The 21,043-nt window shown below is 69.8% G+C and carries 18 protein-coding genes and 1 pseudogene; 13 read left to right on the top strand and 6 right to left on the bottom strand.

Translation table 11 applies throughout. The annotated features are described in order from the left end of the window. Positions 1-284 precede the first annotated feature (284 nt). From HUA78_RS01955 to HUA78_RS01985, 7 genes and pseudogenes are all read left to right on the top strand, one after another. On the top strand, positions 285-737 hold the full coding sequence (locus HUA78_RS01955; protein ID WP_174453421.1) for a nuclear transport factor 2 family protein: 453 nt from the start codon (positions 285-287) through the stop codon (positions 735-737). A 10-nt stretch (positions 738-747) separates the two neighbouring features. Next, positions 748-1,794 carry a sensor histidine kinase gene (locus tag HUA78_RS01960; RefSeq protein WP_174453420.1) on the top strand — a complete coding sequence of 349 codons (1,047 nt, stop codon included), beginning with the start codon at positions 748-750 and terminating at the stop codon, positions 1,792-1,794. Further along, positions 1,791-2,522, top strand: coding sequence for a LytTR family DNA-binding domain-containing protein (locus HUA78_RS01965; protein ID WP_174475536.1), 732 nt, complete (start codon positions 1,791-1,793; stop codon positions 2,520-2,522). The genes HUA78_RS01960 and HUA78_RS01965 overlap by 4 nt, the downstream gene beginning before the upstream one ends. 64 nt (positions 2,523-2,586) lie before the next feature. Further along, on the top strand, positions 2,587-4,518 hold the full coding sequence (locus HUA78_RS01970) for a 3-oxoacyl-[acyl-carrier-protein] synthase III C-terminal domain-containing protein (protein WP_174475537.1): 1,932 nt from the start codon (positions 2,587-2,589) through the stop codon (positions 4,516-4,518). Further along, positions 4,479-4,679 (top strand): annotated as a pseudogene (locus HUA78_RS01975) (DUF2380 domain-containing protein); the annotation flags it as partial. The gene HUA78_RS01970 and the pseudogene HUA78_RS01975, both read left to right, overlap by 40 nt. Before the next feature lie 6 nt (positions 4,680-4,685). After that, on the top strand, positions 4,686-5,408 hold the full coding sequence (locus tag HUA78_RS01980; protein WP_174461307.1) for a double-CXXCG motif protein: 723 nt from the start codon (positions 4,686-4,688) through the stop codon (positions 5,406-5,408). Between the two features lie 21 nt (positions 5,409-5,429). Further along, on the top strand, positions 5,430-6,356 hold the full coding sequence (locus HUA78_RS01985) for a hypothetical protein (protein WP_141645706.1): 927 nt from the start codon (positions 5,430-5,432) through the stop codon (positions 6,354-6,356). A 177-nt stretch (positions 6,357-6,533) separates the two neighbouring features. Here the strand turns inward: HUA78_RS01985 and HUA78_RS01990 are convergent, their stop codons facing one another. Then, positions 6,534-7,085, bottom strand: a complete 552-nt coding sequence (locus HUA78_RS01990; protein WP_141645705.1) for a hypothetical protein — start codon at positions 7,083-7,085, stop codon at positions 6,534-6,536. A gap of 128 nt (positions 7,086-7,213) precedes the next feature. Next, entirely contained in the window at positions 7,214-7,402 is a 189-nt protein-coding gene (locus HUA78_RS01995; protein WP_174475538.1) for a hypothetical protein, read from the bottom strand. A 93-nt stretch (positions 7,403-7,495) separates the two neighbouring features. Between HUA78_RS01995 and HUA78_RS02000 the strand changes: the two genes are divergently transcribed. Then, positions 7,496-8,350: a DUF4157 domain-containing protein gene (locus HUA78_RS02000; protein WP_174461310.1), complete on the top strand. Its 855-nt coding sequence runs from the start codon at positions 7,496-7,498 to the stop codon at positions 8,348-8,350. Positions 8,351-8,375: 25 nt separating this feature from the next. Here the strand turns inward: HUA78_RS02000 and HUA78_RS02005 are convergent, their stop codons facing one another. The 4 genes from HUA78_RS02005 to xth form a co-directional block, all read right to left on the bottom strand. Further along, positions 8,376-9,329, bottom strand: coding sequence for an alpha/beta hydrolase (locus tag HUA78_RS02005; protein ID WP_217439730.1), 954 nt, complete (start codon positions 9,327-9,329; stop codon positions 8,376-8,378). Between the two features lie 304 nt (positions 9,330-9,633). Continuing rightward, the gene (locus tag HUA78_RS02010; RefSeq protein WP_174453416.1) at positions 9,634-10,806 is read right to left on the bottom strand and encodes a threonine synthase; all 1,173 of its coding nucleotides are present in this window, start codon (positions 10,804-10,806) and stop codon (positions 9,634-9,636) included. A gap of 70 nt (positions 10,807-10,876) precedes the next feature. Beyond that, entirely contained in the window at positions 10,877-11,698 is an 822-nt protein-coding gene (locus HUA78_RS02015) for an alpha/beta hydrolase (protein ID WP_254623561.1), read from the bottom strand. A gap of 58 nt (positions 11,699-11,756) precedes the next feature. Continuing rightward, a complete protein-coding gene (gene xth / locus HUA78_RS02020) occupies positions 11,757-12,527 on the bottom strand; it encodes an exodeoxyribonuclease III (RefSeq protein ID WP_141645701.1) in 771 nt (256 codons plus the stop codon). A gap of 195 nt (positions 12,528-12,722) precedes the next feature. Here xth and HUA78_RS02025 point away from each other — a divergent pair, with 195 nt between their 5' ends. The 5 genes from HUA78_RS02025 to HUA78_RS02045 all read left to right on the top strand — a co-directional run bounded on the left by HUA78_RS02025 (position 12,723) and on the right by HUA78_RS02045 (position 20,971). Continuing rightward, positions 12,723-13,784, top strand: coding sequence for a tetratricopeptide repeat protein (locus HUA78_RS02025; RefSeq protein WP_174475539.1), 1,062 nt, complete (start codon positions 12,723-12,725; stop codon positions 13,782-13,784). A gap of 99 nt (positions 13,785-13,883) precedes the next feature. Beyond that, the gene (locus HUA78_RS02030) at positions 13,884-16,502 is read left to right on the top strand and encodes a penicillin-binding protein 1A (protein WP_174475540.1); all 2,619 of its coding nucleotides are present in this window, start codon (positions 13,884-13,886) and stop codon (positions 16,500-16,502) included. Continuing rightward, entirely contained in the window at positions 16,499-17,851 is a 1,353-nt protein-coding gene (locus HUA78_RS02035) for a VCBS repeat-containing protein (RefSeq protein ID WP_174475541.1), read from the top strand. The genes HUA78_RS02030 and HUA78_RS02035 overlap by 4 nt, the downstream gene beginning before the upstream one ends. Continuing rightward, positions 17,848-19,221 carry a peptide ABC transporter substrate-binding protein gene (locus tag HUA78_RS02040; RefSeq protein WP_141644107.1) on the top strand — a complete coding sequence of 458 codons (1,374 nt, stop codon included), beginning with the start codon at positions 17,848-17,850 and terminating at the stop codon, positions 19,219-19,221. The genes HUA78_RS02035 and HUA78_RS02040 overlap by 4 nt, the downstream gene beginning before the upstream one ends. Before the next feature lie 70 nt (positions 19,222-19,291). Continuing rightward, positions 19,292-20,971 (top strand): PAS domain-containing sensor histidine kinase, encoded by a 1,680-nt coding sequence (locus HUA78_RS02045; protein ID WP_174453411.1) that lies wholly within the window; start codon positions 19,292-19,294, stop codon positions 20,969-20,971. The last annotated feature ends 72 nt before the right edge of the window (positions 20,972-21,043 follow it).

Below are 21,043 nucleotides of genomic sequence, written 5' to 3' on the forward strand. Positions count from 1 at the left end.
GCGACCTGCTCGGGCGGCAGCACTCTATGCGAAACACCTCCACCACCAGGGCTCCGAGAAGCAGGCGTACCGCTCCCCGCTGCCCGCCTGTCTGGCAGGTAGGAGACATAAATCGGGATTTCTCGGTGCGCTTTTCGTGGGAACCGGCGGCTCCTGGCGCGCCGCTCGTCGCCTGCCAGCACCGTCCAGCGGTGTCTGACGCCGTTGGAAGAAGCGCGCTGTGCGGACAGGCGAGTCTCCGTTACCCCTGTCGCCGACACCTCGACGCAAACAGGAGACACCCCATGAAGCAGCACCTCAGGAACGCGGTCGCCGTGGGCTCGGTCATCGTGGGAGCGGTACTCGCCTCGGGCAGCGCGCTCGGCACGCCCGCCCCTTCGGAAGACGAGGCTGGCGCGCGACGCGCCGTGGAACTCTATCTGAAAGGCCACGCCACCGGACAGGTGGCCCCCTTCCGGGAGGCCATGCACGACGAGATGAAGATGTTCCTCAACCGGGATGGAGCGCTCGTGAGGAAGACCACCGCCGAGTACCTCGCGGGTGTGAACGGGAAGCCCGCCGCGGACGAAGCGAAGCGCAAGCGCCGATTGGTCAGCCTGGACGTCACCGGTGACGTGGGCGTCGCCAAGGTCGAGCTCGACCACCCCGACGCGTTCATGACGGACTACCTCACCGTCATCAAGACCGACGGCGCCTGGAAGATCATCAACAAGGTGGTTCACATCCAGAAGCGCTAGAACCCCGAGCATGCGGCTTGGTGCTCGGTTCTGGAAGGTCCAGCTCTGGGGCTGGGGGGCGTACGCGCTCGCCGGCTATGTCCTGTCCATCCCCAACCTGGAGCATGGCGGCACGAAGGAGCACCTCTTCGTCATCGGACTGAAGCTGGTGCGCTCCCTGCTGGGCCTGGGCATCAGCTTGACGATGGCGAGGGTGCTCTCACGGCTGTGGGCGCGGCGCGCACCGGCCTGGGTGCTGGGCACGGTGGGCCTGACGCTCTCTTCGCTGCTGGCCGTGGTGTGGCTGGGGCTGTTGCGCTGGAGCTTCGGGCTGGTCCCCGTGTTCCATCCGGCCTTCACGCACGATGCGCTCAACTGCACCATCGTCCTCCTGGCGTGGAGCGCGCTGTTCCTGGGCAATGCCTACCGGCTCGACCTGGAGGCGGAGCGGGAGCGCGCGCTGCGAGCCCTGTCGCTCGCCACCGAGGCACGCTGGCAGATGCTTCGCTATCAAGTGAACCCCCACTTCCTCTTCAACGCGCTCAACTCCATCCGCGCACTCGTGGACGAGGAGCCCGGACGCGCGAGGCAGATGATCACGGAGCTGGCCGACTTCTTCCGCTACTCACTGTTGGAGACGCGAGAGCGGGAGGTGCCGCTCGGAGAGGAGCTGCGCGCGATTCGCAGCTACCTGGAGATTCAGCGCATCCGCTTCGAGGAACGGCTGCGCGTCACGTTCGACGTGGGGCCCGGCGCGGAAGAGGCACGGCTGCCGGGCTTCCTGATTCACCCCCTGGTGGAGAACGCGGTGAAGCACGGACTCGACAGTCAGAAGGGACCGCTGGAGCTGCGCATTCGAGCTTCGCGACAGGGCGACACGCTGGAGGTCGAGGTGGCCAACACCGGCTCATGGCGCGAGCCGACGTCTCGGCCCGAGAGCACCGGCACTGGCCTTGCCAATGTCCGCGAGCGACTGGAGCACGCGTACCCGGGCCGGCATCGCTTCACCGTGGGCGCGGATGGCGGCTGGGTGAAGGCCTCCCTTCATGTGGAGCTGGCACGGCGGGAGGCGGCATGAGCGCGAAGCTCGGAGTGCTGCTGGTGGATGACGAGCGACTGGCGCGCAACGAACTGCGCAAGCTGCTCAAGCCCCACCCGGAGCTGGAGGTGGTGGGCGAAGCGGCGGACGCGGACGAGGCCGCGCAGCGCATCGCGGAGCTGGACCCCGACGTGCTCTTCCTAGACGTGCAGATGCCGGGCGCCTCGGGCTTCGACCTGCTGTCGCGCGTGGAGGTCCGGGCCCAGGTCGTCTTTGTCACCGCCTACGACGCGCACGCGCTGCGAGCCTTCGAGGTCAACGCCCTGGACTACCTGCTCAAGCCCGTGCACCCGCAGCGCCTGCGCGCCACGGTGGACCGGGTGCTCCAACGCGTGATGCCCGCGACACCGGAGGAAGCGCCTCGGCCGCTGGCGCTCGATGACCACCTCTTCCTGTCCGGGGAGCGCCGGGTGCGCTTCATTCAAGTCTCGGACCTCTCGGCCGTGTGCAGCGCCGGGGACTACTCGGAGCTGGTGACGCGTGACGGCCAGCGCCATCTGCTCCCCCGCCCGCTCTCGGAGTGGGAAGCGCGGCTGCCGGAGAAGCACTTCGTCCGCATCCACCGGGGCACCATCATCAACCTGGGCTGCGTGGAGCGCGTGGAGAGCGAAGGCGACGAGGGATTTCGCGTCCACGTCCGGGGCGCGGGGGCGCCGCTCTCCATGAGCCGTCGGTATGCGGCGCGACTCAAGTCCCGGCTGACCTGAAGCGCCACCTCCCCGGCACAGGAGCCCCAGGGACTCCCGTGGCATGACGACATATGGTCCGGCCATGCCCCACGACGCATTCATCACGAGCCTCGGGAAGTTCCTGCCGGGCGAGCCCATCTCCAACGAGCAGATGGAGGACTATCTCGGCAAGGTTCGAGGACGTCCCTCCCGGGCCCGGGCCCGCGTCCTGTCGCAGAACGGCATCACCCAGCGCCACTACGCCATCGACCGTGAGCAGCGCAGCCTGTTCAGGAACTGGGACCTGGCGGTCCACGCCATCCATGATGCGCTGTCGCGCTCGCCCATTTCCCTGGGGGAGATGGACCTGCTGGTCACCGCGACCACGCAGGCGGACCTGGTGCTTCCCGGCTTCGCCAGCCAGGTGCACCGTGCGCTGGGCGGGCCCGCGTGCGAGGTGGCCTCGCTTCATGGCATCTGCTCCAGCGGGATGCAGGCACTGCGCGCGGCCACCCTCCAGGTCGCCAGCGGAGAGGCTCGACGCGCCGTTGTCTGCGCCAGCGAGTTGGTGAGCCGGCTGCTGAAGGCCAGCCACTACGAGGAAGTCACGGGTGAGGACACCGTGCCGTTCGAGGCGGAGTTCCTGCGCTGGATGCTCTCCGACGGCGCGGGCGCCGCGGTGGTGCAGGACCGACCGCACCCCACCCGGCCCAGCCTCAAGGTGGAGTGGATGGACATCCGTTCCCATGCGAACCGGCACGAACTGGGCATGTACGTGGGAGCGAACCGAGGTGCCGATGGAGGCTTCGGGCCGGGGTGGATTGACTCGCCCACGTTCGCCGAGGCCGCCGCGTCGGGGGCCTTCAACATCAAGCAGGACATCCGCCGGCTGGAGTCGCTGGTAGGGCTGGGCGTGGATGGGTTCTTCGCGTTGATGGACCAGGGCCGGCTCAAGCCGGACGAGGTGGACTGGTTCTGCATCCACTACTCCTCGCACTTCTTCAAGCAGCCCATCGTCAAGCTGCTGGAGCGGGGCGGCGTGCGCATCCCCGAGGAGCGGTGGTTCACCAACCTCTCCACGCGAGGAAACACCGGCTGCGCGTCCATTTTCCTCATGCTGGAGGAGCTGGTGAACGAGGGCCGCGTGCGCCCGGGTCAGCGCATCTTCTGCATGGTCCCGGAGAGCGGCGGCTTCATCGCCTGCTATGCGATGCTCACTGTCGTTGCTCCGGGCCGAGCCGTCGTCCCCGACGTGGGCGTCACAACTCCGGCGGCCAACACGCAGAACATCGTGTCGGGCCCCGAGACACCGGCGAACGGAGCCACCGAGGAGCTGGGGCCGTTGCCCCTGAGCCCCAAGGAGGGCGGAGACCCGGTCCGAGAGAAGCTGGTGCGCGAGCTGACGCGTGTCTGGGTGGACTTCGAGGCGAAGCTCCAGCGTGTGCCGGTGCTCGACAAGCTGTCACGTGGCGTCTTCACGGTGGAGGACTACCGCGAGCTGCTCATCAACATGCGGCAGCAGGTGGTGGAGGGCTCGCGCTGGATTGCCCGCGCGGCGTCGAGCATCACCGCCGAGCACCTGGCGCTGCGCTCGTCCTTCATCCGCCATGCACGGGATGAGCATCGGGACTACGAGATGCTGGAGCGGCACTACGTGTCGGTGGGGGGCACGCACGAGGCCATCACCCGTGCGCCGAAGAACATCGGCAGTGAGGCCTTGTCGGCGTGGATGTTCCATCGCGCCAGCCAGGAGAATCCGTTCGACCTGCTGGGCGCGATGTTCATCATCGAGGGCCTGGGCAGTCGCGTGGCGCGGCGCTGGGGCATGGCCATCCGGGAGCAGCTCTCGCTGGAAGACGAGCAGGTGCGCTTCTTCCTCTACCACGGCGACAACGACGCCACGCACCTGGACAGACTGGACGGAGCGCTCGGCTCGGGCATCCTCACCCCGGAGCTGGCCGCGCGCATCGTGAAGACGGCGAAGGTGACAGCACGCCTGTACCTGCTTCAGTTGGAGGAGCTGGGGAATGTCTGAGGCGTGGAGGGGGCGCGTGGAACGATGCGTGGCGTGACTTCAAGGAGCAGAACCCACGAGCCGCTCCTCCGGAGATCTTCAAGCACGCGGGGGAGCTCATTCATCGGTTCGACCTCGTCGGCGGCCCCATCCAGCCCTACTATTCCCGCCCGGGAGCGTGAAGACGGATGAGGCGTTTCTTCTGGGTGCGCGAGGACAAAGCGCTGAGGGCGAAGTACAGCGGAGACGTGGACGGCTGGCACAAGTGGGCCCTGCCCGGTGTGAGCTGCCACGACTGCGGCGCCAACTGGAGTGACGTGGGATACGAGTACCCCGCCGTTGACCTCTCGCGACTGCCAGAGCATCGGGAGTTCGAGAGGGCCAGGCCCGAGCCAATCCCCGAGTTCGCTCGACTGCGAGAATTGGTGCGCCCCCTTGCGCCGCCGCATGCATTGCTGCCCCCTGGAACAGGCTTCGGACCGCTGACGGGCAGGGCCAGCGGCCAGTTCGCTCGCATCTCCTGGGTGGCGGGGCTCAAGCCTCTCGTGCAGCGCGAGGTCCTTGATGCGCTGGTCGCGGAACGGGTGCGTGGCTTGCTCGGTTGCCCCACCGAACTGCGCTTCCGAAGCAAGAACGGACCGGACCTCCTCGAGCTACAGGTCGAACCACACGGTCGACTTCATCCTGACTGCATTCCCCCAGAGGTACCTCCACCCTGCCCCACCTGCGGGCGACATGGATTCAGTCGCCCCGAGGACCCCATCCTCGACGCGGCTTCACTCCCGTCCGAGCTGGACCTGTTTCGCGTGGGGAACTTCGCCTCCATGGTCATCGGCACTGAGCATTTCAGGGAGACAGTCAGCAGGCTGGGTCTCGACGGTCTCATCTTCCGCGAGCTGCCCAGCCGCTAAGCTCCTTGCGAGAGGCACACCATGGACCCCATCGAGCTGCTGAACAATCAACCGCATGACCCGAGGGACCCTGACCCCTGGGTGGCGCTGTTCCTGGACCGCAGCCTGCCCATGCATGAGCGCACCAAGGCGGCCCTGCTCGTGGACCAGCGCTCGCGCTCGCGACAGTTCCTGCTGCCCGTCGTCCGGCCACTCGCCCGGATGTACATCGTCCTCTTCCAGGTGATGAAGATCTTCATCCCCAACCGCTTCACCTCGTCGAAGTGGCTGCACCGGCTGCTCGCCTGGGGCCTGCGCGTCTGGGTCAGCCCCGAGGCGAACTTCCTCATCCTGCGTCACTTCCACGTGGGCTCGGAGATTCTCGACTTCATCGCCCGGAACACGAAGGAGCTGAACGTCCCCACCAGCCCCATCCGTCCGACGAACCTCGAGCACGTCAAGGATGAGATCTTCCTCAACCACGACCTCAACCTCTTCAACTTCGTCATCCGCCTGAACCGCGCGCTCAGAGACCAGGGCAAGACGCTCACCCCTCCCACGCGGCTGGACTTCAGCGGCGTGTCGGACGAGTTCCCCCTGGAGGAGCTGCCCGACCGGTGGACGAACTTCCTCGACCTCCAGTCCGCGATTGAGGTCTTCACCCCCGTCTACCAACTGTTCCTCACCGACCGGGACTTCTGGCGCGCGAGCAACTCGCTGCAACTGGACGAGACCATCGCCATCTACGTGGCCACGCTGCTCCAGGCCCCGGGACTCGTCGCACTGGTGAACAACCGCCACCCCATGGTGCCCCTGACCACGCTGCGCGCGGGCTTCCGCCTCATGCTGCACGGCCTGTCCGCGGAGTCGCTCCACGCGTTCCTCGTGGAGTGCAAACACGGCCGGATGCCCCAGCTCGCCCGAATCGTCGCGCCGAACTTCCAGCCCTCCTCACCCGAGGCGGCCTGAGGCTCCACGTCCGCGAACAACACGGCCGCGCGGAGGACGAGTGGAGAGAAGCCAACACGCCTCCTCCCAAAGTGGCACCGCGCCCGTCGCCTCGAGTGGCGTTTCCAGGGAACATCGTGACGCTGCCCCTGAACCGGGAGCCCGCCGTGCATCACCCCACGGCGGGACTCCTGGGCGTCATCGCCGTGACGCCATCTTGCGAGCGCGACGCGCGGCAGGCGTGTTCGCCACGTACTGTTGCCCGCGACGCGATGCCATCCGCTTGCGGCGGTCCGTTGCCTGCTTCTGCCGCGCGCTGAGCCGGCCCCACGCCTCCTTCGGCAGGTAGCGAGCGGTGGTGGCCCCGCGACGCGCACGTGTGCCGCCGGTCCGAGTCCCCCACGCCTCGCGGGTCCACGCCACCATCGACTTCTGGGTGCCCGTCTTCCGGCCGCGATAGCCGCCCCCGGCCTTCTCGTACTCCGTCGCCAGAAGCTGCGCCTTGCGAGCGCTCCACTGGCCCGCGCGTCCGCCTCGGGTGCCCGCCATGAGGCGCTTCTTGATGCGCTCCCTCAGCGCGGGCCGCGTGTACCTGCTGCTGGCCGTGGTGACTCGGGCCCCCACGCGGCGCCGACTCGTCGCATTGACACGACGCGGCTTGGCGCGGCTCGTGCGGGAAACGGTCCGCTTCTTCCGGGGCGTCATCGTACGGGTGCGCGTCGAGGCGCGCGTGCTCTTCCTGGCGACCATCAAGTCCCTCCTCCCAGTGACTGGACTGCGCGCCACAGTTGGGGACGGCCGGAAGCACTCGCAATTACCCTCCTCGCCCACCTGCCCGCGACAACGAGGGCTTGCTCCCTCCGTTGCCCTCATCCATTTCAACTGGGATTGGATTCCGCGGGGCGGAAGAGCGCGCAAGCCCGCACCGGCTGCGGCGGATACTTCCCGGGCAACAGCGGGCACAGGATGAAGACGGAGGTCCGCGTCTGGACATAGCGCGGGGGCGCCGCGCAGCGATGGCAGAGACTCTCCGGAAAAGGGAGGGACTCGGGCGGTGGCGTCGTCATGGACTCACACATCTCACAATTTGAGGAAACAAAGCGGAGGCAACTTCAGACAATTCAAATGACTCAGCCCCCCTCCCCAAGAGGAGTCACGCAATGGCCCCTGTTCGTATCGAGAAGCGTCAGCCTGTCTACCGCCGGCCCGAGGAAGAAGTAGCGCCCAAGCCGCAGGCGAAGCCGGTGGCGCAGGCGGTGACCCGGAACATCGTGGATGACTTCATTCCCTCCGTGCCCATCCCCGGCAAGGAGCTCCTCAAGAAGGTCCAGGATGCGGCCGACAAGGTCGAGGGTCAGGCGCTGACGGACGCGCAGAAGAAGGACTTGAAGGGCGTCTTCGGCGACAGCGTGGACCTGGACAAGGTCAGCGTGGTCAACGGCCCGGCCGCGCTCTTCGACAACCTCACGCGCTACACGCCCGCCTTCACGGTGGGGAACAAGATTCTCGTCAACCCGACGAAGCAGGACGGCTCGTCCAACTTCCCGCCCTCCAAGGACCTCCTCACCCACGAGGCCACCCACGTCTGGCAATACCAGAACCATGGCGCGGACTACGCGGCCAAGGCCCTGGTCGCCCAGAGCGCGGGGCAGGGCTACAACTGGGAAGAGGGCATCAAGTCCGGCAAGAAGTGGGGAGACCTCAACCCCGAGCAGCAGGGCGAGATCATCCAGGACGCCGTCAAACAGGGCTACTTCGACGGCAAGCGCCCGTTCGTCGGCGAAGGCGGCAAGGACCACACTGCCTACCTCGACGACGCGGTGAAGCAACTGCGCGAGGGCAAGGGCGACCCGAACTGGGACTTCTCCAAGGCCACGGGGGAGTTGAAGGAGCTCAAGGACAAGGTTGTCGACGGCGTGAAGGACGCGGGCAAGGAGGTCTGGGACAACGTGACGGAGCCCTTCAAGCGCGCCAAGGATGGCCTCCTGGACTGGGTTCGTCCGAAGTGGCTGTGAGCTGAACGGAAGCCCCGCCCGTGAGTCACTCCGCGCTCACGGGCGCGGTCGTCTCGCGAAGCCATTGCGCGGCGACGCGGAGGACGTCTGCGGGAAGGGAGTGGCCGCCCGCGAACTCGTGGTAGCGCACGTCGAAGCCCGCGGCACCCAGCTCGGCGACGATGCGCCGGCCCGCCTGCTCGACGGGGAGCACCGCGTCCTTGTCCCCGTGGGAGATGAAGACGCGCGGCACGCCTCGAGGCTCCGCCGCGTGAACGAACCCGGGTGAGAAGGCGAGGATGCGCGGGAACAGGTCTCCGTTGAGGATGCCGAGCGCCAGCGCATACGACGCCCCATCCGAGAAGCCCGCGACGGAGAGACGTTCCTTCGCCACGGCATAGCGCGCGAAGACATGGGCCAGGGCCCGGTCGAGGAATGCCAGGTCCGCGCCCGGGGTGGCCAGCTTGTGGTCCCACGTCACGCCTCGCGACTCCGGTATCAACAGGATGAGGCCTTCGGCCTCCGCGAACGCCTGCATCGCCTCCAGCATCTGTCCCGCGTTTCCCCTCGCGCCGTGCAACACCAGCATCAGCGCCGCGGGCTGCTCCGGACGATAGGAGCGAGGCACGTAGAGCAGTCCGTCCCGCGCGCCACCAAGGCCCAGCGGATGCAGCCCCAGCGGCCCTGGCTCGGTGGTCGCCGCATGGGGTCGGGCGTGCACGCGGCCATCCGAGGCCACGGTGGGCGTTTCAGGGACCTGTGGCGGTGGGGCCGTGCGCGAGGCCGTGGGTGAGGTCGCGCAGTGGGTGAGGCACAGGGCCAGTACTCCACCCACGAAGACACGCACCCGCCGCCCCGAGTCCCCCCGAACCTCCCGGCGCACCTTCGCGCGGCCGGTGCCCTCACACAGGAGGGCGGGCTCTCCGGGCGAGGGACTGCTCGCGCTGGAGGAAACATCGCGGGGTGCGGCTCTCAGCAGGCGGCGCGGGACATGATTCAAGGGAGACTCCTCACCGTTCGAGGCGCACCCGTGGCGCGTCACGAGTCGAGCGTGGCTTCTATTGAGCGCACTCCCCATCTTGGGCCACCCGCGGCGCTTCCTGCACGGGTGCTCGCCGTTCGAGTGGCGCATCGAGCGCGTCGCTCATCATGGGCGCCACACCGCGATTCAGGTGCGACTTGTTGCCCCTTGAGGGACTCGGCCAGGCTTGACGCACCGCACCTTGTCGCGAGGCCCGCTTGGGAATCGCGGCGCACCTCGACGAAGGAGGCGACGCCGCTGTCGACGGGGCTCGTGGCCGCGCTCACCAGAGCGGGGCCATGTTCTCCACGTACTTGAAGCCCGTGCCCGTGTTGAAGACCACCACCGACTCGTCCGGCGCCACCTGGCCCGCGGACTGGAGCTTGCGCAGCGCGGCCACGCAGGCCCCGCCCTCGGGCGCCGCGAAGAGTCCCTCGGAGGCCGCGAGCTCCTTCGTGCCCTGCACGATTTCCTCCTCGGTGACGGAGATGGCCGTCCCTCCGCTGGCCTTCACGGCGCGGAGGATGAGGAAGTCGCCCAGCGCCTTCGGCACGCGAAGGCCGTGCGCGTGCGTCGTCGCCCCGGGCCACATGGGCGCATCCGGCTGACCTTCCGCATGCGCCTTCACGATGGGCGCGCAGCCCTCCGCCTGCACCGCGACCATCCGGGGACGCTTCGAGCCGATGAGCCCCATGGTCTCCATCTCCTCGAACGCCTTCCACATGCCGATGAGTCCGGTGCCTCCGCCCGTCGGGTAGAGGATGACGTCCGGCAGCGTCCAATCCAGTTGCTCCGCCAGCTCGTAGCCCATCGTCTTCTTGCCCTCCACGCGGTAGGGCTCCTTCAGCGTGGCGCACTCGTACCAGCCATGCTCACGCGCGAGGCTGGCGCACACCCTGCCCGCGTCGGTGATGAGGCCGTCCACCGTCTCGACGTGCGCGCCGTAGGCACGGGTCTCCATGAGGAAGAGGCTCGCGATGTCCTTGGGCACGAAGACGTGCGCCTCCAGGCCACCCCGCGCCGCATAGGCCGCCAGCGCGCTCCCGGCGTTGCCCGCGGAGGGCAGGCACACCGCCTTCGCCCCCAGCACCTTCGCCATGGACACCGCCGCCGACAGGCCGCGCGCCTTGAACGAGCCGGTGGGATTTCCGCCCTCGTCCTTCACCATGACGCGCTTCAGCCCCAGCCACTCCGACAGGCGCGGCGCATGGAGCAGCGGCGTGTAGCCTTCGCCCAGGCTGAGCCGCTGCGCGGGGTCCTCCACGGGCATCACCTCGTGATAGCGCCACATGGAGCGCTCCCGCGTCGCCAGGGCCTCGGGCCGAAGCGTCTTCGCCGCGCGCTCCAGGTCGTAGCGCGCGAAGAGGGGAGCACTGCAGGACGTGCACAGGTTCAGCACGGAGCCCGGCGCAAACGTCCGGTCGCACTTCGTACAGTCGAGTCGGATGACGGGCATGGGGCGCCGACTCTAATCCAGGCCGGGAGTGAAGGCGGGGCGCTCTCGGCGGTCCCCCGCGACAACGGCCCTACCGCGCGGTCTCGGCGGCCACCGGAGGCAGCCACTTGCGCAGCAGAGCCGGCGCGGTGGACCGGTAGATGTTGTCGTGGCGGAGGTCCGGCCGAGGCTCGACCTCCCACTTCAAGCCCGCGGGCGCGCTCACCCGGAGGACCTCGCGCAGCCGCTCGACGGCGGGGACGATGTCATCCACCTCGTTCGCGGAGGACACGTACAGCGCGGCCTTCAGGTCCGAGCGCGCCGTGAGTCGCTCACCCGCCTGACGCACCAGCGACTCCGCGTTCCACCAGATGCTGGGGCTCAGCGCGAGGTACGTGCCGAACAGCTCCGGCTCCAGGAAGAACGTCTCCACGATGAACAGCCCCGCGAGCGATTCCCCGATGATGGCCCGCTCCTCCGTCACGCGATAGCGCTGGCGGACCTCCGGCATCAGCTCGTCGCGAAAGAACGCCCGGAACGCGTCCGAGCCTCCCGAGATGGGCGCGGCCTCCTTGTCGGTGGCCACCGTGGTGGGGCCCGTCATGTCGCGCCGCCGCACCGTGTTCTCGACGCCCACCACGAGCAGCGGCCGCAGCTCGCCCGCGCGAATGGCCGCGTCCACGGCGGAGGCGACGTGAGGGAAGTCCTCCTTGAGCCCACCGTCGGGCATGTAGAGCACCGGGAAGCGCGTGTCCTTCGCCGCGTCGTAGCCAGGAGGCGTGTAGACGGCGATGTGGCGGACCTCCTTCAGCTTCGCGGACTCCAGCGTGAAGGTCTGGTGCGCGGGCACGGGCTCGGGCGCCTCCGCGGCCTCGGGCGGCTTGCCCGCGGACGCACAGCCCACGAGGAACATCCCCAGCCCCACGCACAACATCGGCCATCGCAGCTGAATCACGCCTGTCCTCCCCACTTCAGTCCCGCAGTTCCAACCACACCGGCGCATGGTCCGAGGGCTGCTTGCCCTTGCGCGCCTCGCGGTCCGTGTCCGAGCCCGTCAGCCTGGGCACCAGCGGCGCCGACACGTAGAGGTGGTCGATGCGCAGCCCCAGGTTCTTCGGGAAGCCGAGCATCCGGTAGTCCCACCACGAGAAGCGCTGCGTGTCCGGGTACAGCTTCCGGTACGCATCCGTCAGTCCGAACGCGCGCAGCCGCTGGAGCGCATCCCGCTCCTTCAGCGTGAAGAGCGTCTGGCCCTCCCACAGCTTCGGGTCGTAGGTGTCGATGTCCTCGGGCGCCACGTTCCAGTCGCCGCCGAGCACCAGCGCCTCGTCGGGCTTGTGCCGCGTGTCCAGGTAGCGCCGCAGGCGGCCGTACCACTCGAGCTTGTACTCGTACTGGGGCGAGTCCACCGTCTGGCCATTGGGCGCGTACGCGCTCACCACGCGGATGCCGGCCACCGTCGCGGCGATGAGGCGCGCATGCGTGTCATCCACGCCGTCCGACAGCCCCTTCACCACGTCGCGTGGCTCCTCCTTCGCGAGGATGGCCACGCCGTTGTAGGTCTTCTGCCCGTGGACCGCCGCGTGGTAGCCGGCGTCGCGCACGGCCTCCATCGGGAAGTCGTCCTCCGTGCACTTCAGCTCCTGAAGGCAGAGGATGTCCGGCTGCGCGCTCTTCAGCCACTCGAGCAGCCGCTCCTGACGGGCCCTCACCGAGTTCACGTTCCAGGTGGCGATTTTCATCGCGGGCACCGTCGCACGACACCCACGCCCCCGCCACGGTTTTCCCCTCGCGTGCGGCCCCAGGGACACACCCTGTCTCATGCCCTCGGGGCAGGCCCCTGGCACGGCCATCGCAATAGCCCCGGGTGGGAGGACGCCCACAGGTGTCCGCCCGGAGTGTCCTTCTCGGACGCCCCGCCTGGAGTCGAGGTCGCCATGAGCCCGAGGACGAGGAAGGCCACCCGCCGCACCCTGGGTTTCACCCTGCCCCCCGCGCTGAAGAAGTCCCTGCTGCCCACCTGCCTCGCCGCGCTCGGCCTGGCCGCGTGGAGCGACGTGCCCCTGCCGGCCACGTGGCGCCCGTGGCTCGCCCTCGCCGACCAGCACGCGGCGCGCACCCGCGACACGGGCACGGGCCCTGAGGCGGTCCAGGGCTTCACCGAGGCTCCCCTCCCCATTCCCCTCGCCCCGCCGGAAGGCCCGAGCCCCACCGTCGGGCAGCCTCCCCGCCCGGCGCCCGAGGATGTCCTGGCGCTCACCCACGAGCACGGTCGACGCGTGGACCACCTGGGCCGCGCGCGCTCCCTGCGCGAGCTGGGCGACGTGTCCGGCGCCCTCACCGAGGTGCGTCGCGCGCTGCATGACGACCCGGCCGACACGGACGCGCTGACGCTGGCCGCCCGGCTCGCCCGCCTCCAGGGCCAGTCCGACGTCGCGCTGCTGGCGTACGCGCGGCTGGGAAGCCTGGTGCCCGAGGACGCGGGGGCCCTCATCCAGCAGGCCCGACTGCTCGTGTCCCTGGGGCGCCACGGGGAGGCGGTGCGCGTGGGCGAGGAGGCGGTGCTGCACGCTCCGGAGGACGCGGAGGCATACCAGGTGCTCGGCCGCGCGCACCTGGCGGGCGGGGAGCTGGCGTCGGCCATCCTCCGCTTCCAGCAGGCCGTGCACCTGGACCCCGAGCATGGCTACGCGCTCAACAACCTGGGCTTCGCGTACCTGCGCGCGGGAGAGAACGCGAAGGCCGCCGAGGTGCTCACGCAAGCCGCGGAGCTGCTGCCGAACGTGGCCTACGTGCACAACAACCTCGGCGTGGCGTGGGAGCGACTGGGCCGCAAGGAAGAGGCCCGCGCCGCGTACGCCACCGCCACCCGACTGTCCCCGCGTTATGTCCAGGCCCGCGTCAACGCGGACCGCCTGAGCCGCGTGGCCCAGGTGGACCTGGACTCGCCCGAGCCTCGGGCACGGGAGGTGCTCTCCCCGATGCCCGAAACGCCGTAGCGCTCCCCTGCCTGGAGGCCAGCCTCCAGGTGCGGCCCGGTCCGATTCCCGAATTCAAAATCCGACTTGGTCTAACGTGCAGCCCCCGTCGAGAAGCACATGACCCTGGCCCCTGTGATGCCCACTCCGCCCGAAGCTCCCCCGCCTCCCGTCCCGGCGCCCGCGCCCCTTCCGCCACGCCCCGGGTTTGGCGCGCGCCTCTGGAAGTGGACCCGGCGGCTGCTCATCACCGGCGCCGTGGGCCTGCTGCTCGTCGTGCTGGTCGGCGTGGGGGCGTACGTCTACTACAGCCGGGATTTGCCCTCGGTGGACGCGCTCCAGCACTACGAGCTGCCCCAGGTCACCAAGGTGACGTGCGCGGACGGGAGCATCTGCGCCGAGTACGCGCATGAGAAGCGCACCGTGGTGCGCGTCGCGGACCTGCCGCCCCATGTCCGCGATGCCTTCCTGGCCGCCGAGGACGCGGACTTCTACAAGCACGTGGGCCTGGACCCGTTCGGCATCGCCCGCGCCGCCATCAAGAACCTCATCCCCGGCAGCCGCAAGTCCGGCGCGTCCACGATTACGCAGCAGGTGGTGAAGAACCTGCTGCTCACGCCCGAGCGCAGCCTGTCGCGCAAGATTCGCGAGTGGATCCTCACCCCGCGCGTCGAGGAGGCCCTCACCAAGGACCAGATTCTCGGCCTCTACATCAACCAGTCCTATTACGGGAAGCGCCGCTACGGCGTGGAGGAGGCCGCGCTCTATTACTTTGGCAAGCACGCCAAGGAGTTGAACGTGGGCGAGGCCGCGGTGCTGGCGGGCACGGTGCAGATTCCCCACCGCATCAACCCGGAGACGAACATGACGCGGGCGAAGTCGCGTCAGCGGTACGTGCTGGGGCAGATGGCCAACCATGGCTTCGTGCCGCGCGACGTGGCGGAAGCGGAGCTGGACAAGCCCATCGTCCTGGCCCCGCGTCCCGAGCGGGGCGTGGGCCCGTACTACGCCGAGGAGATTCGTCGCACGCTCATCGAGCGCTATGGCGAGCACGCGGTGATGAATGGTGGCCTGCGGGTGGACATCGCCATGGTGCCCAAGCTCCAGGTCGCCGCCGAGCAGGCCGTGCGTGAGGGCCTGGAGGCCGTGGACAGGCGACAGGGCTACCGGGGTCCGCGAGGCACGCTGGAAGATGAGAAGTGGGCTCGCCTGCGCGGCATGGTCGCCACGCGCATCGAGGAGGCGGGCCGCCGACTGAAGGACCAGGGCTACGTGGCGGACCTGGCGCCGCTCGCGCAGGCGGAGAAGGTAGCGACGCCGGAGCCGAAGGGGGAGACCGAGGATGACGGCGCGGAGGAGCAGCGCCCGGACCTCACGCCCGAGGACGAGGCCCCTCCCTCCGAGGAGGAGTTGATGGTGCGCGCCGTGCTGCTGAAGCCCCTGTCGGAAGGGCTGCGGTTGACGGGCTACGTGACCGAGCTGGACGAGAAGCGGAACGTGGCGCGCGTGGACCTGGTGGGCCGCACCGCGGAGATTGCGTACTCCACCGTCACGTGGGCCCGGCAGAAGGGCAAGGGCGCGCCCAAGAACATCTCGGATGTGTTCGCCAAGGGGCAGCTCGTCTACGTGCGCATCCTGAAGGCGCCTCCCGCGCCAGCGTTCGTGGAGGCCACGCTGGACCAGGTGCCGCTCGTGCAAGGTGGCCTCGTGGTCATCCGCCCGGAGAACCGCAACGTGGTGGCGCTGGTGGGCGGGTATGACGCCGCGCGCTCGTCGTTCAACCGCGCGACCCAGGCAAAGCGTCAGCCGGGCTCGTCCTTCAAGCCCTTCCTCTACGCCGCGGCGCTGGGCAGCGGACGCTACACGCCGCTGTCTCAAGTGAACGACGCGCCGGAGTCCATCCGGGACCCGTACACAGGCAAGGCGTGGAAGCCGCAGAACTACGACCGGCGGTTCGAAGGGCCGATGACGCTGCGCACGGCCCTCACCAAGTCGAAGAACACGGTGTCCGTGCGCCTCATCGAGGCGCTCACGCCCCCCACCGTCATCGACTTCGCGCGCCGGGCGGGCATCCACTCGCCGTTGCCGGAGAACCTGACGCTGGCGCTGGGCACCGGCGAGGTGACGATGCTGGAGGCGGTGAACGCCTACTCCACGCTCCAGTCGAATGGCCGCTACGCGGAGCCGCTCATGCTGCTGCGCGTGCGCGACTCGCGCGGCAAGGTGTTGGAGGAGCATCAGCCGGCCTTCGAGGAGACGCTTTCTCCCGCCGTCGCGTACCTCACCACGTCCCTGATGCGCAGCGTGGTGGAGGAAGGCACGGCCAAGGCCGTGCGCGAGCTGAATCGCCCCGCCGCTGGCAAGACGGGCACCACGCAGGAGTCAAAGGACACGTGGTTCTCCGGCTACACGGTGGACTGGGTGGCCAGCGCGTGGGTGGGCTTCGACGACAATTCGCCGCTGGGGAGCAGTGAGACGGGTGGGCGCGCCGCACTGCCCATCTGGCTCCAGTTCATGCGCGTGGCCCACGAGGGCCTGCCCGCGCGCGACTTCGAGGTGCCTGCCGGCATCCTCCAGGTTCGCATCGACCCCGTCACCGGACTGCTGGCCGGCGCCTCCGTCCCAGGCCGGTTGGAGCCGTTCCTCGAGGGCACCCAGCCCACCGCCGAGGCCCCGCCTCCGGGCCAGGTGACGACCGACGAGTTCTTCCTCAACGAAGGCAACAGGAAGGGTCTGTGAGCCGAGCCCGGGTCCTCGCACCGCTGCTTTTCGCCTTCGCGGCCAGTGCCGCATCGCAGTCCTCGCCCGACGAAACCGCCTCGGCCGTCCAGCGACTCGCGCGGGAGCTGTCCGCCTCCGTGCGCGCCCTGCCCGCCGAGGCGCCCGTGGCGCTGTACTTCTCGGGGGGCTCGGCCGAGCTGCGCCGCGCCGTGGGAAGCGTGCTCGCGGCGCGACTGTCCGCGGAGGGCCTGGCTCCCACCGTGGTGGACACCGCGAGCGCGGAGGCCGCCGAGGGCGTGGCACGCGCGCAGGGGGCGCGCACGCTGGTGAGGCTGACGCTGGATGTGGAGGCAGGCGCCTTGCGGGCACGTGGGGACGCGCTGGGCACGTGGGTCAACTTCTGGTCGGGCCGCGCGCCGACACGTCCCGCTCGGCCGTCGGGCGCGCTCGTCGAGTCGGTGGACGCGGACGCGGAGGTGCTCGCCCTGGCCTCGGTGGCCCCCTCGACGACGTCGCCTCCCACGAGCGGTCCTCGGGGCATCCGACTTCTGGGTGCGGCGCTGGTCCGGCTGGAGCAGCCCGTGGCGGCGCTCGCGGCGGGAGACCTGGACGGGGATGGCCGCGACGAAATCGCGGTGCTGACGGAGGCGGACGTGTCCGTCTTCGCGGCGGATGGACGGCTGCTGGCCCGCAGGGAGCTGGGCGCCCTGCCCTTCGGCAACGCCACCACGCGGGAGCCCTTTGGCGCGCTGGCCGTGCTGTCGGGGCCGCCCCGGCTGGCCGCGTGGAGTACGCGTCGCGCGCACGGTGAGGTGCTCGTGCTGGAGAAGGGTCGAAGCACGCTGCGGCCCGTGGGCACACTGGACAGCGCGCCGCTGGGGCCCGTGGAGCGAGGGAGCTTCGTCCCCGGGCAGACCGCGTTCCAGGCCGAGGTGCGGCTCGCGGACGGCAAGCCCGTGACACTCTCCGCGCCCTTCACCACCGCGAGCCTCGCGCCGCCGAGGATGCTCTTCGTGCACGCGGATGGAACCGGCTCGCTCTATCCGCGCGCGGGTGCGGCGCCGACGCGGCTGAGCGCGCTGGGCGCGGGCAGTGCCCTGGGCGACCTGGACGGAGACGGCGCGCCGGAGCTGCTCACCACATCCACCCTGCTCCAGCCTTCGCCGGACGTGCTCCGCGTCCACTCCCTCAACGGAGGAGACCCCACGGTGCACGAACCGCTGTGGCAGGGCGCGCTGCCCGCGGGGCGCGCGTTGTTCGTGGTGACGGCCAACCTGGATGGCGACGAGCGCCGTGAAGTGGTCGTGGGCCTGTGGAAGCCGGATGGCACCGGTGAGCTGTTCCTCCTTCGCCAGGGTGCTCCATGAAGTCCCGTCGCATCGCCCTCGCCAGTCTCGTGCTCCTGGGCTCCGCGTCCGCGCTCGCGGCCGGACGGCCCCGTTATGGCGGAGAGCTGCGCGTGGCCCATGCCGGGCCGCCCGAGATTGGAGAGCCCGCGCTCGCCGACACTCCTCTCGAAGCCACGCTGCTGGGGCTGTTGTCCCGGCCTGTCTGCGCTGTGACACCGGAAGGCGAGGCGCGCCCCACGCTGGCCCGTGAGTTGTCGCGCCCTACTCCGCAATCCGCGCGGGTGATGCTCCCCAATGCCGCCACGGCGGGTGCCCTGGCGCGTGCGTGGATGCGACTGTCCAGCACCGAAGGGGCTTCGCCCTACCGCGCCCTGCTCTATCCGCTGCGCGGCGAGGGACGGCAGGTCAACGCGAGCGGTGCCTCGCTGGAGCTCGCGCTCTCGTTTCCGTGGCCCGATTTGGAGCGCGCGCTGTGCCACCCGGCCCTGGCCGCGCCCGTGGCCTCGTCGACTCCGGGCCCGTTCTCCTCGGCGGGGCGCGGGACGCTGGATGCGCAGCTCGGCTGGCCACGTGGGCGCCCGTACCTGGACCGACTGCTGCTCACCTCCACGGATGAGCGGGGACTGGCCCGGCTCTGGTCCACCCGGCAGGCACAGTTGGAGCTGGGGGTCGCCTCGGAGACGGACAACGCGTCGGGCGCGCTGCTCTACGCCACCTATCTCGCCTTCTCGCCCCGGCGCGTACCGGCGGACTTCCGGCAGGCGGTGGAGAGTTCCATCGATCGCGAGGACCTCACGCGCCTCTTCGTGCGCGGTCCGGCGGTGCCCATGCCGCACCTGCTGCCGCCCGCGCTGATGCAACAGGGGCCCAAGCCTCGCCCGGCGACGCCCGCGTCGGGTCCGGCTCGCACGGTGACGCTCGTCTACGACGCGGCGCTGGAGGACCAGCGCGCGGTGGCCGAGCGCATCCAGGTGAAGCTGCACGAGCGGGGCTACACCGTGGCCCTGGAACCCCTCACGCGCTCCGCGCTGCGCGCCCGTTGGGCCAAGGGCGACTTCGAGCTGATGCTGCATGCGCTGCTCCTTCCGCCTGTTCCTGGCCCCGCCCTGGCGGTGGTGCTGGACGCGGGGGGACGCAAGGACCTGCTGGGCGTGGAGCTGCCCGCCATCGGCGCGCTGTCGGATGCGGCGGCGCGGGATGCTCGGGTTCGCGAGCGAGCCCTGGCGCTCGCCGCATCGCTGCCCTTGCTCCCGCTGTACGCGCAAGGACTGGGGCTGCGCGTGGTGCCGGAAGTGGGCGGACTGGTGATGGATGCGCAGGGCCTGCCCATGCTGGACGGCGCCTTCATGCTTCCACCCGAGGGAGCGGGGACCGGGGGGCGTCCATGACGGGCGCGAGGGAGGGCGTCGGGGACCCCTTGAGTTGCTGGCCACGAGGCGCGGTCTGGAGGATGGCCCCTTGCGCTTGAGGACCCGGCTGGCGCTCGCCTTCGCCCTGCTCGCGTTGGTGCCGCTCGCGGTGGTGGTGCTGCCCACCCTCTCGCGCCTCCGCGACACGTTGTCCCGTGAACTGGACGCACGCATGCAGGCCGCCACCACCAGTGCCCAGGAGTCGCTGGAGCGCTCGGCCACCACCGCCCGACGCGCGGTGGAGGAGCTGGTGGACAGCGCCGCCATGGAGGACCTCGCCCGCGAGGCCCGAGAGCGCCCCACCCGAGCCATTCAAGCAGGCACGGCGGAAGCGCTGATGAAGACGCGGGGACTGACGGTGCTCGCCCTCTTCGACCGGGGCGGCACGGTGCTGTCCTCCGGACACCTGCCCGCGCGGCGCGGAGACCCGGACCCGGCCCTCTTCGCCGTCACGAAAGTGGCCTCGTCGAAGCCCGTCCCGGTGCGAGTGGAGGTGCGCACCTCCTCGGGCCTGCGACAGATGCCGGCGCTCGTCACCGCGCGCCCGGTGGACTACGGGGACCTGCGCCTGTGGGCGGTGGGCGGGGTGCTGCTCGACGACAGTCTGGCCCAGCACCTCGCGCGGCTGACCCAGGCGCAAGTCTCGCTCGTCTCTGGCGACACCGAGCTGGCCCGGGCCGGCACGGCGCTGCCTCCCACGGTGGCGCGCGAGCTGCCCCTGGGCGACGCCGCCACGGTGCGACTCGTCTTCAGCCGTGCCGCCGCGCGCGAGGCCGAGGAAGGCGTCATGCGCGCCTTCCTCCTGTTGGCCGGACTGGGTGGCGCCTTCGCCATGCTGCTCGGGTTGCTGGTGTCGCGGTGGATGACCCGGCCGGTGGAGGCGCTCACCGAGGGTGCCCGGCGCGTGGCGGAAGGCGCGCTGGATGTCCAGGTGACGGCCGCCGCCACGGGCGAGGTGGGCGAGCTGGTCCGGACGTTCAACCACATGACGTCCGAGCTGAAGGCGACGACGGAACGACTGGTGGCCAGTGAGCGCATCGCCGCGTGGCAGGAAGTGGCGCGGCGACTGGCCCACGAAATCAAGAACCCGCTGACGCCCATCCGCATGTCGCTGGAGACGCTGCTGGCGGCGCAGGAGGCCGGGCACCCTCGCTTCCCGGAGTTCTTCAAGGAGAGCGCGGGCGTGGTGCTGGAAGAGGTGGACCGGCTGCGGCGCATCGTCGACGAGTTCAGCCGCTTCGCGAGAATGCCCAAGCCGCAACTGGCGCCCGTGGACCTGTCCGAGCTGACGCAGAGCGTGCTGGCCCTCTACGCGACACCTCCCGAGGGCATCCAGATACTCCCGGCGCTCCAGACGGGCGTGGTGGCGCGCGTGGACCGGGACATGCTGACGCAGGTGCTGGTCAACCTGGTGAAGAACGCCGAGGAGGCCATGACCGGCAAGGGTGGCCACCTGCGCGTGCGAGTGAAGGGCACCGACGCGGACGCCATCATCGAAGTCGAGGACAGCGGCCCGGGCATCCCCGCCGAGCACCGCGCCCGCATCTTCGAGCCCTACTTCACCACCAAGGACGGCGGAACGGGCCTGGGGCTGGCCATCGCCGCGCGCATCCTCCAGGAGCATGGCGGCAAGCTCGAGGTCGGCGGAGAGCCGGGCCAGGGCGCGCGCTTCAGCGTGGTGCTCCCACGCGCGGACCTCATGGCGACCGGCGCCGCGAGCGCCCCGTAGGCAGCCTCGCCAGGAGCCATCGCCCGGGCCCGGTTCAGCACCAGCACCTGAAAAGCACAGAGCCCGAGGCGA

The organism is Myxococcus sp. CA033 (assembly GCF_013336625.1).
GTDB classification, from domain to species: domain Bacteria; phylum Myxococcota; class Myxococcia; order Myxococcales; family Myxococcaceae; genus Myxococcus; species Myxococcus llanfairpwllgwyngyllgogerychwyrndrobwllllantysiliogogogochensis.

What these genes read in the sequence shown, in the direction of transcription:
- HUA78_RS01955 (WP_174453421.1), top strand. Translation starts at nt 285, where the DNA reads ATGAAGCAGCACCTCAGGAACGCGGTCGCCGTGGGCTCGGTCATCGTG.
- HUA78_RS01960 (WP_174453420.1), top strand. Translation starts at nt 748, where the DNA reads ATGCGGCTTGGTGCTCGGTTCTGGAAGGTCCAGCTCTGGGGCTGGGGG.
- HUA78_RS01965 (WP_174475536.1), top strand. Translation starts at nt 1,791, where the DNA reads ATGAGCGCGAAGCTCGGAGTGCTGCTGGTGGATGACGAGCGACTGGCG.
- HUA78_RS01970 (WP_174475537.1), top strand. Translation starts at nt 2,587, where the DNA reads ATGCCCCACGACGCATTCATCACGAGCCTCGGGAAGTTCCTGCCGGGC.
- HUA78_RS01980 (WP_174461307.1), top strand. Translation starts at nt 4,686, where the DNA reads ATGAGGCGTTTCTTCTGGGTGCGCGAGGACAAAGCGCTGAGGGCGAAG.
- HUA78_RS01985 (WP_141645706.1), top strand. Translation starts at nt 5,430, where the DNA reads ATGGACCCCATCGAGCTGCTGAACAATCAACCGCATGACCCGAGGGAC.
- HUA78_RS01990 (WP_141645705.1), bottom strand. Translation starts at nt 7,085, where the DNA reads ATGGTCGCCAGGAAGAGCACGCGCGCCTCGACGCGCACCCGTACGATG.
- HUA78_RS01995 (WP_174475538.1), bottom strand. Translation starts at nt 7,402, where the DNA reads ATGACGACGCCACCGCCCGAGTCCCTCCCTTTTCCGGAGAGTCTCTGC.
- HUA78_RS02000 (WP_174461310.1), top strand. Translation starts at nt 7,496, where the DNA reads ATGGCCCCTGTTCGTATCGAGAAGCGTCAGCCTGTCTACCGCCGGCCC.
- HUA78_RS02010 (WP_174453416.1), bottom strand. Translation starts at nt 10,806, where the DNA reads ATGCCCGTCATCCGACTCGACTGTACGAAGTGCGACCGGACGTTTGCG.
- HUA78_RS02015 (WP_254623561.1), bottom strand. Translation starts at nt 11,698, where the DNA reads ATGTTCCTCGTGGGCTGTGCGTCCGCGGGCAAGCCGCCCGAGGCCGCG.
- xth (WP_141645701.1), bottom strand. Translation starts at nt 12,527, where the DNA reads ATGAAAATCGCCACCTGGAACGTGAACTCGGTGAGGGCCCGTCAGGAG.
- HUA78_RS02025 (WP_174475539.1), top strand. Translation starts at nt 12,723, where the DNA reads ATGAGCCCGAGGACGAGGAAGGCCACCCGCCGCACCCTGGGTTTCACC.
- HUA78_RS02030 (WP_174475540.1), top strand. Translation starts at nt 13,884, where the DNA reads ATGACCCTGGCCCCTGTGATGCCCACTCCGCCCGAAGCTCCCCCGCCT.
- HUA78_RS02040 (WP_141644107.1), top strand. Translation starts at nt 17,848, where the DNA reads ATGAAGTCCCGTCGCATCGCCCTCGCCAGTCTCGTGCTCCTGGGCTCC.